Source organism: Achromobacter sp. 01N37 (assembly GCF_056399725.1).
On record NZ_JBFTRX010000021.1, the window covers coordinates 76,013 to 86,606 of the forward strand.

Genomic DNA, 10,594 nt, shown 5'->3' on the forward strand with positions numbered 1-10,594 from the left:
TCGTCCAGTTGCCCTTTGCACCACGACCTGACGCGCGCTTGATCGCCCAGGTGCCCTTTGCACCACGACCTGACGCGCGCTCGGCGGGCGGCCGGGCAAGCGTCAGTACTGGTAGCGCATCGTCAGGATGGTGCTGGTGCCCGCGCCCCATGCGCCTTGGCTGTAGAAGCCAACCTGGCTGTAGTACTTGCGGTCAAACAGGTTGTTCACGTTCAACTGCGCCGACAGATTGCGGTTGAACTGGTAGCGCGCCATCAGGTTGGTGATGGCGTAGCTGCCTTGGCCCACGCGCTCGTCGCCGTTGGGGCCGCTGGCGATGGTGTAGACGCCGCTCTGCCAATTGACGCCGCCGCCCACCGTCAGACGATTCCAGTCGCCCGGCAGGCGGTAAGTCGTGAACAAGCGCACCAGCGACCGCGGTTGATCCGTCTGGATGGCGTTGCCGTCGCCGTCGCGCGCGGTCCAATGCGACCAGCCCGCCGCCAGATTCCAACCCGGCGTCACTTCGCCCGACACCTCAAGATCGAAGCCGCGGCTGCGCGTGCCTTGGGCGGCCCGGTATGCCTGGTTGATCGAACCCGGCACCAAGTAACCCGGGTCGGTTTGCGCGACGTTATCCTGTTCCACCTGGAACACGGCCGCGCTGGCGTTCAAGCGCCCTTCCAGGAATTCCCCCTTCACGCCGGCTTCATAGGACTTGCCTTCCAGCGGGTCCAGCCATCCGCCATTGCGGTCCTGGTAGCTTTGCGGATTGAAGATGCCCGTGTAGCTGACGTAGGCCGTGTAGGTCTCGTTGATGTCGTACAGCAGGCCGGCGTAGGGCGTGAAAGCGTTCTTGTCGAAGGCTTCGCGGCTGCCGCCGCCAAAACCGACAGAGTCGGTCTTCCACGTGCTGTAGCGTCCGCCCACGATCAGCTTGAGCGGATCGGCCAGGTTCATGCGCAGCGCGCCGTACCAGCCTGTCTGCTTGGTGGTGTAGCGGCTGGCGGTGACGGCGGTGTCGCTCCAGTCGGGTTCGGGATAGGAGCCGTCCCAGTTCAGGAAGTTGCCGACCGGGGCGGCGGATATCGCCGAACGGTAGTCAAAGTCGGCGTATTGGCGGGTGAAGCTCGCGCCCACCACCACTTCATGGCGGCGGCCAAACGCGGTGAAGGGGCCGGTGGCCTTGACGTCCAGGCTGTTCTGCTTGCGGTCGCCCAGATACCAGGCGGGCGAACCGCTCACGCCCAGGCCGGTCTCGCGGTCGGGCCAGCCGTACAGATACAGCAGCTTGCCATCCATTTCGTGCTTGGAATGGGAGGCCACGGCCTGCACGCGCCAGTCGTTGTCAAAGCGGTGTTCCAGGCTGGCGAAGCCGCCTGATGTGGTGCTGCCCCACGAACTCCAGTCGGCGCCCGTGTTCAGTGACCGCTTCCAGTCGGTGCGCCCGCCGTCCGCGTACCACAGCGGGAAGCCGCCCCAGCTGCTGCGTTGCGGGTCATTGTCTTGATAGTTGAAGCCCGCGCTGAAGGTCGTGCGCGACGTCAGGTCGGCATCCACGACGCCGTAGAAGATTTTTTTCGTACTTTGGTAGCCATCCAGATAGGAATGGTTGTCCTGGTAGGCCGACACAATGCGGCCGCGCACGCTGCCGTCCTTGCTGAGCGGCGTCGACAAGTCCAGCGTGCCGCGATAGGTGTCCCAGTTGCCCGCGCTGACGCTGACATCGGCCTTGAACTCGCGGCTGGTGGCGTGCTTGCGCACCAGGTTGATCGACGCCGACGGGTTGCCCGCGCCCGTCAACAAGCCGGTCGCGCCGCGCACCACTTCAACGCGGTCGTAGATGATGGGGTCGATGGACGACTCGCCCGCTGCGTAGCCCACATCAAAACCGGTGGGCACGCCGTCATACATATAGTTGCTGACGCTGAACCCACGCGAGCTGAACGAATAGCGCTCGCTGTCGTAGTTCTGCACCGAGATGCCCGGCGTGCTGGCCATTACATCTGCCAACGACCGCATGTCTTCGTCGTCCATGCGCTGGCGGGTCATGACAGTAACCGACTGCGGCGTCTCGCGCAGCGTCAGCGGCAAGCCGGTGCTGGCGGCGGTGGCGCGGGGGGTGTAGGAACCGGTTCCTTCGGTGGTGGTGGGGTCGGAATCCCCCACGACTTGCACGCTGGGCAGCGTGGACACGGCCGCTTCTTGCGCGGCGGCGCTGGCTGAAGCCAGCGCTAAAAGCACCACGGCCGAGGTGCGGCTCACTTTGAAACGGGGGTTGCTGCCTGGCAGAAAACGGAACTTGCTGCCTGACAGAAAACGGAACTTGCTGCCTGGTAGAAATTGGGGCTTGCTGCCTTGTGGCCTGTGGTCTTGCATGCTGGCTTCCTCTCCCACAACGGGTTGCTTTGTGGGAAAGAAGTGTAATGCGACTGCTTCTCATAACTATCTGTTGTTGCGAATTTACGACGTCAACTCCCCCGCCAATTTGTCCCTACGCGCAGCGGGTTTACCCGGCCGCGTCACAAGCCGCCCGGCATAATGTCGCAGGCTCCGGCCCCGCTGTTCTCTTCATAGCCGTTCTCCGTAGGAATCTCCGCGTGTTCCATGTCTTCACGGGACTGATCAGTCTCTACGTCATTTGGCGTTTCGTTCTGCCCCTGTCCTTATCCAGAACCAGCAAGCTCTTGCTGTCTGTCTTGCTGGTGGCCGCCGCCGAGCACCACTTGGTGACGCGCAACCTGTTCGGCTCCATGGCCTCGCCCGAGATTCCCGGCACGCTGTTGATGGTGCTGGGCTGGCTGTTCGGCAGCCTGCTGCTGTTGGCGATGCTGCTGCTGGCGCGCGATGTGGCGGGCTCGGTGGTGTACCTGTTCTCACGTGTGCGCGGCAAGCGGCTGTGGGCTGCGCGCGGTTGGGGCGTCGGCGCGGCGGTCGTCTCGGTCGTGCTGTCGGCCATTGGCGTCTGGCAAGCCGTGCGCGTGCCTGATGTGAAGACGCTGGAAATTGCGTTGCCCAAGCTGCCGCCCGAACTCGACGGCTTCCGTCTGGTGCAACTGACCGACCTGCACGCCAGCCGCTTGCTGGAAGCGCCGTGGATGGAAGCCGTCGTCACGAAGACGAATGGCTTGAACCCGGATCTGATCGTGATCACGGGCGATCTGGTCGACGGCACCACCGATGCACGCGCCGCCGATGTGCTGCCGCTGCAAGCGCTGCGCGCCCGCTACGGCGTCTATGCCATTCCGGGCAACCACGAGTACTACGCCGAGTACCAGCGTTGGCTGCCAGCTTTTGAAAAGCTGGGCCTGCGCCTGCTGCTGAACGAACACGTAACGCTCACCCCCAACGGCCAGCGTCTGGTGCTGGCCGGCATCACCGACAAGATGGCGGCGGCCTATGGCCAGCTGGAACCTGATGTGGCGCGCGCGATGGACGGCGTGCCGGCCACCGACCCGGTCATCTTGCTGAGCCATCGCCCTATCGGCGCGGTGCGCAATGCGCAGGCCGGGGCCGGCCTGCAACTATCTGGCCATACGCATGGCGGCCAGATCCTGGGGCCGCACCTGCTGACGCAGCTGGCTAACGAAGGCTATGTGTCGGGCGAGTATCAAGTCGACGGCATGCGCTTGTATGTCAGCAATGGCACGGGCTTGTGGCCTGGTTTCCCGGTGCGCCTGGGCCGCCCCTCGGAAATTACGCAGATCGTGCTGCGCTCGCCGGCGAAGACCGCCGCCCAATAAGTTTCACCCCCGCGCCCGCCATGATGAGCTACCTGCTGTGGTCCCTGCCCGCCCTGACGGTGATTGCCGCCATTGCCAGCGGGCGCGTGAACACCACGATAGCCGCCGTGCTGGGCCTGTGCGCCGCCGTGCCCATTGCGCTTGCCGCCGCACCCGCGCCATTCAGCGGCGCGCAATTGGCGGTGACGCTCGAACGCGGGCTGTGGATCGGCTGGATCATTACGCCGTACATCCTGGGCGGCTTGCTGTTCTGGCAGATGGCGTCCCACGGCCACGCGCCGGAACATTCGTCCACGCAGGCCACCGCCGGCCACGCAGAACTGAACGACCCGCTCGCCCGCCGCCGGCGCTTGTTCTTCGCCTGTTTTCTGATCGGCCCCTTTGCGGAATCCGCCACGGGGTTTGGCGTGGGCATGCTGGGCACCGTGCTGCTGATTCGTCCGCTGGGCTTGAAGCCACGCGACATCATGGTGTTCGCCTTGCTGAGTCAGACGCTGATCCCTTGGGGCGCGATGGGCAGCGGCACCTTGCTGGCGTCCGCCTATGCGCGCGTGCCGGCTGCCCAGCTGGCGCTCTACAGCATGGTGGCCGTGGCCTTGCTGATGGTGGTGTGGATGCTGCTGTACTGGCGCACGGCGCGCCATGCGGGCTTGCGTGCGGACGCGGCCGAGCACCGGCGCGAAGCCGTGTGGATGGCGGCCAGCCTGGGCCTGCTCAGCGCCGCCACCGCCGTGCTTGGCCCCGAGACCGCGCTGCTGGCCGCCTACGGCCCCTTGATCGTGCTGCGCTTCGTGATGGACCGCCGGCCCGATCGCAATCAGTTGCTGGCCGCGGCCCGCCGTGCGCTGCCTTATATCCTGGTGATTGCCTGCCTGGTTGCCACGCGCCTCGTCCCCGCGCTGAACCACGCGCTGGGCGCGTTGGCTGACATCCGGCCCTTTGCCGACCTGCCCGCCTGGATGCCTTTCCTGCACGCGGGCAGCTGGCTGATTGCGGGCGCGCTCGCCATGGCAGTCTGGCGCCGCCAGCCGCGCGCCTTGGCGGCCCAGGCACGCGCCTCGTGGAAAACCGGCCGCCACGCCGTCATGTCCGTCTTCTTGTTTGCGATGATGGCCGAAGTGCTGGCGGGCGCCGGTATTTCACAAGCCTATGCCGATGGTCTTTTTGCAACACTGCAAGACTGGACCATCCTCATCACGCCCCTCTTGGCCGGCGCGTTTGGTATTCTGGCCAACAGCGGCAACGCGCCCAACAGCCTGTTCATGCCTTCCCAGCTATCATTAGCGCTTCACGCGGGCTTGGACGTACCGGCAGCGGCTGCGCTGTTACACGTTTCCGGTACGGCCATGGGCATTTTTTCACCTGTCAGAATGTCGATTGCGGCCGGTTTGGCCCACGGCCAAGGGCAGGAACGCAGCGTGTATGTTCTACTACTGCCGTTTGCCCTGGCCGCGTTCGGCATTCTTTTGTCCCTGGCACTGCTTGTCGTGCTGTCGGGATAGCCGCCGGAGCGCTGATGCTCACGGCCTCAACCTTTTTTTTGTGTAGCACATGGGACTAGAACAGTTAGCCGCGATCCGGGCATTGATTACCAAGCAGGCGCCCGAAGAGCCTACCCCCAAGAAAGAATCGCGTCCGCAAGGCGGCGGTAAAGGACCTCGCTCGGCAAATGCCGGCAAGGGCCCGCGCCCGCAAGGCGAGAAAGGCGCCCGTCCGCAAGGCGGCGACAAGGACCGTGGCCAGCGTCCGCAGCGTGCTGAGCGCCGCGACACGCCTGTCGACCCCGTCGTCGTCGCGATCTCGCGCCTGCAACGCCAGTTTCCCAAAGCCTTCCCCAAGAATCCCGCGCCGAAGCTTCCGCTGAAGCTGGGCGTGCTGGCAGACCTGGTGCAACATGCCCAGGCCCTGCAACTGGACGAAGCGCAGATCAAGGAAGCGGTCAAGACCTGGTGTGATGGCCGCCGCTACTGGGCTTGTATGGTCGAAGACGCGCCGCGCGTGGACCTGAACGGCGAACCCTCGGGCGCCGTCACCGCCAACGAAGCCAAGCATGCCAAGCGCATGGCGTCGCGCAGCGCGTCGAAAAACGCCGCCGCCCGCAACAAGGCCAAGAAGGCGGAAGCCGCCGCGGCAGCTGGCGCCGCTGCGCCGGCTGCGGGTGCTGACGTTGCTGTGGCTGCTGCGGCTGACGTTGCCGCACCTGCCGTGAATGCCGATGCACCCGTGGCGGCTCAAGCGCCGGTGGCCGACATGCCGGTAGCGGACGTGACGGTAGCGGACGTGCCGGTGGCGGACGCGCCGGTGGCCGACGCGGCGGCGACTGATGCACCGGCTTCGGATGCCTCCGAGCACAAGAAGGCGCAAGGCGCGGATCAAGCTTCGGCTGAAACCCCGGCTGAATCTTCCTCGGACACGCCCACCTGATGCGGCTGCGGCGCCGCGTTTCACGGCGCTGTGTGGAACAACAAAAACCCGGCCTGCGAGGCTTCGCAGGCCGGGTTTTTGCTCGTGCGTTCAAGGCCGCAAGGCTTGCTCTATATAGGCCATCCCGATCGGGGAATACGGCAGCGTCAGCGCCCACTTGTGGCCCGCCGCGTCCATCTTCAGCAATGACTTTTTCAAGATATCAACGATCTTCTCCGCGTGCGCCGGATGAAAGGCCTCGTACTGATATTGCAAGAACACCAGGCACAGCGCGTTCTCCATCGTCTGCACATCCGCGTCCTGCTTGATGCCCTGCTTCATCACGATCGTTCTGACGCGGTCGATCACGTCGTCCGCGTACCCCGTGTCGCGCATGATGCCTTCGGCGATGCCCGCGTGGTGCCGGGCCAGCGCCTTACGCCACGTCAGATAAGCGACACGCCCTTCGGGATAGCTGTTGCGGGCAATTTCCCATCGTCCGATATGCTGGCACCGGGATGCCAGCACCAGCGGTTCGGACGCATCCGGCGCCAGTTTCAGCACCCACTCATGCAGCTTCTGCGCCAGAAATAATTCCTGCGGACAGGTCTCGCCCTGCCACGTAAACAGGTTCGGGTCCGCGCCGTTGTAATGGTCAAAGCGCAGCAGCGTCTGGTGCAGACGGTCATTCATGCCAGGGGTATCCAAGAGGGGTTCGGTTGGGCGGGAATCGAAACGATGATAGCGCCAAGATGGCCGCGCGTTGCACCTGCGCATCGCATTCCAACTATCCAAATGCGAAAACCATCGTTCAACCGCGCGCGGTGACTGCTTAGGATTTGGGGTTCTCCCTGACACTGGAAACCCCTATGACTCCCCGCGCTTGGATGCGGCACGCCCTGGCCGCGGCCGCCCTTTTCATCGGCTTTGCCGCGCAAGGCGCGCAGGCCGCCTTTCCTGACAAGCCCGTCCGGCTGGTGTTGCCCTTGTCACCCGGCGGCGCAATGGACGCGTTGGGCCGCGGCTTGGCGGAACAGCTGGGCGCGCAATGGAACGTGCCCGTCATCGTGGAAAACCGCGCGGGCGCCGGCGGCAACATCGCGTCCGAAATGGTGGCGCGCGCCGAACCCGATGGCTACACGTTGCTGCTCACCGGCGACATGCTCGTGGCCAACCAGACGCTATTCAAGAACAACGTGAACTACGACGCCGTGCGCAGCTTTGCGCCGGTTGGCATCGTGGCGGTGACGCCGCCCGTGATCGTCGTGCGCGCCGATTCGCCCATCCACGACATCGCCGGCTTGCGCAAATTGGGCGCCCAGCGCCTGGTCAACGTGGGCACGCCCGGCTACGGCAACAGCAATCATCTGGCGTTGGCGCGCTTGCAAGGCCTGTATCCCGACACGCTGCTGCATGTGCCGTACAAAGGCGCAGGCCCCGCCGTCGTGGCGTTGCTGGCGGGCGAGACCGATGCCGCCATCGTCGCCGTGCCTGCCGCCGCCAACCTGATCCGCACCGGCAAGCTGCGCGGCCTGGCCGTGCTGCAAGCCGAACGCAGCCCCATCATTGGCGACGTGCCCACCGCCCGCGAAGCCGGCCTGGACCTGGACAGCGGCTCGGGCTGGTTCGGCATGCTGGCGCCCGCTGGCACCGCGCCTGACGTCGTGCAACGCATCGGCGTATCGGTCAGTACCGCGCTGAACGAGCCGGCCTTTCGGGAGCGCCTGCGCGCGCAAGGCTTCGAAGCCATCGGGGGATCGTCCGCCGACTTCGCTGACCGCATCGCCAGCGACGCCCTGAAATTTCCCGCCCTGCTCCAGCAGGCCGGTGTCTCTGTCAACTAAACCCCTGCCCTGTCATGCCTATTGCTCACGTGGCCGAYGCCCGCCTCTATTACGAAACCCATGGCCACGGCCATCCGCTGCTGATGCTGGCGCCCGGCGGCCTGCTGTCGCATGTGGAACTCTGGCGCGTCACGCGCGATGGCAAACCGCGCGACTACCCGGACCCCATCGCCGCGTTCTCGCCAAACTTCCGCTGCATCGCCATGGACCAACGCAACGCCGGCCGTTCAACCGCCCCGTTGCGTGCGACTGATGGCTGGCACACCTACGCCGAAGATCACTTGGCGCTGCTCGACCACCTGGGCATCGAACGCTTCCATGTGCTGGGTTCGTGCATCGGCGCATCCTTCGCATTGAAGCTCTGCGAACTGGCGCCTGACCGCGTCACCGCGGCCATTCTTCAGCAGCCCATCGGGCTATCGGCCGCCAACGCCGCCAACCGCGCCGAGTCCTTCGACAGTTGGGCCGACGGCCTGCGCCAGCGTGAGGGCGGCGTGGACGAAGCGGCACTGGAGGCGCTGCGCGCCAACCTCTTCGATGGCGACTTCGTCTACAGCGTCACCCGCGAAGCCGTGGCCGCCACGCGCACGCCTTTATTGATTCTGGCGGGCAACGACATCCTGCATCCTGTTGAGATCGCTCGGGAAATTGCCCACCTGGCCCCGCACGCCACGCTGGTTGAAGACTGGAAAGGCAAAGACCGCGCCGACGTCTACACCGGGTCGATCCGGCGCTTTCTGGCCGGGTTGGATGCATATGCCTAACGCGTATTTCGCCGCGTAGCGCAAACCGCGTCATACTGGCGGGTTCCGAGCACTACCCCAAGCACTACCCCAAGCACTGGAACCCCCATGAGTGACGCACCCCACACCCCCACCCTGGCGCCCGACGTGCTGGCCGCCCAAGCGCTGGCCAAGCAGCACGGCGTGGGCACGCCCAACGTGCTGACCACCCCTATTGCCGAGACCCGCGAAAAAAGCCGCGCGTATCAAGCATGGCTCAGCCAGCCCGCCCCGCCCGTCGGGCGCGTGGTGGAACACCGGCTGGACCACCTTCCCGTACCTGCCACGCTGCGCCTGTACTACCCCGACGGCGCAACGGACGCACCGCTGCCGCTGTACCTGCATCTGCACGGCGGCGGTTTCGCCCATGGCGATCTGGACACGCTGGACCGCTGGAAACGCGAGATCGCGGCCGAAGCCGGCATCGTCACGGCGGGCCTGTCTTACGCCCTGTCGCCCGAAGCCCGCTACCCCGTTGCGCTGGAACAAGTGCTAGGCGCGCTGCGCTGGCTGCGTGACCAGGCGCCGTCGCTGGGCTTGGACGCATCCCGCCTGGCCGTGGGCGGAGAGTCCGCCGGCGGCAACCTGACGCTGGCCGCCCTGCAACGCCTGCGCGACGAAGGCGACGCCTTCATCAAGACCGGCGTGGTGATCTACGGCATGCTGTCCGCCCGCCGCGACACGCCTTCGCACGAATCCTTTGGCGACGGCCGCTTTGGCCTGTCCACAGAAAAACTCGATTGGTTCTGGCAGCAGTACGTGACGGACGCCGCGCAACTGACCGACCCCGGCGTCGCCCCGTTGCACGCCGATGTGGCCGGCCTGCCGCCCCTCATCCTGCAAGCCGCCGCGCTGGACCCGCTGCTGGATGACACGCTAGACCTGGCCAACAAACTGTTCGCAACCGGCGCTGCGCCGAACTTCATCGTGTACTCCGGCGTGCCGCACAGCTTCATCGGCATGACACGCCTGCTGCCCCAAGCGCAAGAAGCCCGGACGGACCTGGTGCAAGCGCTGAAGCGCAACTTGGCTGCATAGGAAAGCGCTCTGTAGTTTCGTAGTCGTCTAATGGACGCCGCCTTCGTCCGTTGTGCAAGATTCCCGGTTGGATCTTGCACAACGAGAAGAGGAGCGTCAGGTGTCCCGACCTTGCGTCTACCGTTTCAGCTTCACGCCCGTCAACGGTGCGGCGTTTGATGTCATCGAGTTCACGCTGGATGAGGCGCTGTCTGAGACCTATCGGCTAAGCGTCGACCTTTCCAGCTTCGATTCGGCGGTGGATTTTGGCGTCGTGCTGGACCAAACCGCGTCGTTCACCATCTGGCGCGGTGACGTCGCGGTACGCCATGTGCACGGCATCGTCACCGAGTTCGAACAAGCCGGCACCGGGTTCCGCCGCACCCGCTATCGGGCGGTGCTTGAACCTTCTCTGGCCCGCGCCGCGCTTTGTTCCGACTGGCACATCTACCAGCAGCTGTCCGTGCCGGAGATCATGGCGGATGTCATCAAACGCCAGGGCATCACGGACTATGAACAGGTCACGACGCATGAACACTTGCCGCGCGAATACTGCGTGCAGGCGGGTGATACCGATCTGGAATTTCTGAACCGGCTGGCCGCCGAGGAAGGTTACTTCTACCGCTACGACCATACCGAGAAAAGCCATCGCTTGATTCACGGTGACCGCATCTACATCCACGGTGAAATCGCGGGCGGCCCGGTTCTGTACAACCCCATGCCGGGCGGCGATCAACCCGAGCCCGCGCTGCATCGCTTCACCTACGCCGAGCGTATGCGCACCGCAGTGCAAACCCAGCGCGACTACACGTACACGCATCCGCGC

9 protein-coding genes are annotated in these 10,594 nt (G+C 65.1%); 7 read left to right on the forward strand and 2 right to left on the reverse strand.

What is annotated here, in order from left to right:
* Positions 1-102: 102 nt before the first annotated feature.
* Entirely contained in the window at positions 103-2,358 is a 2,256-nt protein-coding gene (gene fhuE / locus AC1DSJ_RS28315) for a ferric-rhodotorulic acid/ferric-coprogen receptor FhuE (protein ID WP_441372223.1), read from the reverse strand.
* Between the two features lie 221 nt (positions 2,359-2,579).
* Between fhuE and AC1DSJ_RS28320 the strand changes: the two genes are divergently transcribed.
* The 3 genes from AC1DSJ_RS28320 to AC1DSJ_RS28330 are packed head-to-tail and all read left to right on the forward strand — an operon-like array spanning position 2,580 to position 6,146.
* On the forward strand, positions 2,580-3,722 hold the full coding sequence (locus tag AC1DSJ_RS28320; RefSeq protein ID WP_441372224.1) for a metallophosphoesterase: 1,143 nt from the start codon (positions 2,580-2,582) through the stop codon (positions 3,720-3,722).
* 20 nt (positions 3,723-3,742) lie between these two features.
* Positions 3,743-5,224, forward strand: a complete 1,482-nt coding sequence (locus tag AC1DSJ_RS28325) for a lactate permease LctP family transporter (protein WP_441372225.1) — start codon at positions 3,743-3,745, stop codon at positions 5,222-5,224.
* 49 nt (positions 5,225-5,273) lie between these two features.
* Positions 5,274-6,146, forward strand: a complete 873-nt coding sequence (locus AC1DSJ_RS28330; protein ID WP_441372226.1) for a ProQ/FinO family protein — start codon at positions 5,274-5,276, stop codon at positions 6,144-6,146.
* A 90-nt stretch (positions 6,147-6,236) separates the two neighbouring features.
* On the opposite strand, the gene AC1DSJ_RS28335 is transcribed toward AC1DSJ_RS28330, so the two are convergent.
* Positions 6,237-6,818 carry a DUF4202 domain-containing protein gene (locus tag AC1DSJ_RS28335; protein ID WP_054426795.1) on the reverse strand — a complete coding sequence of 194 codons (582 nt, stop codon included), beginning with the start codon at positions 6,816-6,818 and terminating at the stop codon, positions 6,237-6,239.
* Between the two features lie 176 nt (positions 6,819-6,994).
* On the opposite strand from AC1DSJ_RS28335, the gene AC1DSJ_RS28340 reads away from it, so the two are divergent.
* The 4 genes from AC1DSJ_RS28340 to AC1DSJ_RS28355 all read left to right on the forward strand — a co-directional run.
* Positions 6,995-7,969, forward strand: a complete 975-nt coding sequence (locus tag AC1DSJ_RS28340) for a tripartite tricarboxylate transporter substrate binding protein (protein WP_441372227.1) — start codon at positions 6,995-6,997, stop codon at positions 7,967-7,969.
* Positions 7,970-7,983: 14 nt separating this feature from the next.
* Positions 7,984-8,733 (forward strand): alpha/beta fold hydrolase, encoded by a 750-nt coding sequence (locus tag AC1DSJ_RS28345; protein WP_441372228.1) that lies wholly within the window; start codon positions 7,984-7,986, stop codon positions 8,731-8,733.
* A gap of 87 nt (positions 8,734-8,820) precedes the next feature.
* Positions 8,821-9,789, forward strand: a complete 969-nt coding sequence (locus AC1DSJ_RS28350; protein ID WP_441372229.1) for an alpha/beta hydrolase — start codon at positions 8,821-8,823, stop codon at positions 9,787-9,789.
* A gap of 100 nt (positions 9,790-9,889) precedes the next feature.
* Positions 9,890-10,594: type VI secretion system Vgr family protein (locus AC1DSJ_RS28355; RefSeq protein ID WP_476760437.1), on the forward strand; the 705-nt coding region annotated here is incomplete at its 3' end.

What these genes read in the sequence shown, in the direction of transcription:
- fhuE (WP_441372223.1), bottom strand. Translation starts at nt 2,358, where the DNA reads ATGCAAGACCACAGGCCACAAGGCAGCAAGCCCCAATTTCTACCAGGC.
- AC1DSJ_RS28325 (WP_441372225.1), top strand. Translation starts at nt 3,743, where the DNA reads ATGATGAGCTACCTGCTGTGGTCCCTGCCCGCCCTGACGGTGATTGCC.
- AC1DSJ_RS28330 (WP_441372226.1), top strand. Translation starts at nt 5,274, where the DNA reads ATGGGACTAGAACAGTTAGCCGCGATCCGGGCATTGATTACCAAGCAG.
- AC1DSJ_RS28335 (WP_054426795.1), bottom strand. Translation starts at nt 6,818, where the DNA reads ATGAATGACCGTCTGCACCAGACGCTGCTGCGCTTTGACCATTACAAC.
- AC1DSJ_RS28340 (WP_441372227.1), top strand. Translation starts at nt 6,995, where the DNA reads ATGACTCCCCGCGCTTGGATGCGGCACGCCCTGGCCGCGGCCGCCCTT.
- AC1DSJ_RS28350 (WP_441372229.1), top strand. Translation starts at nt 8,821, where the DNA reads ATGAGTGACGCACCCCACACCCCCACCCTGGCGCCCGACGTGCTGGCC.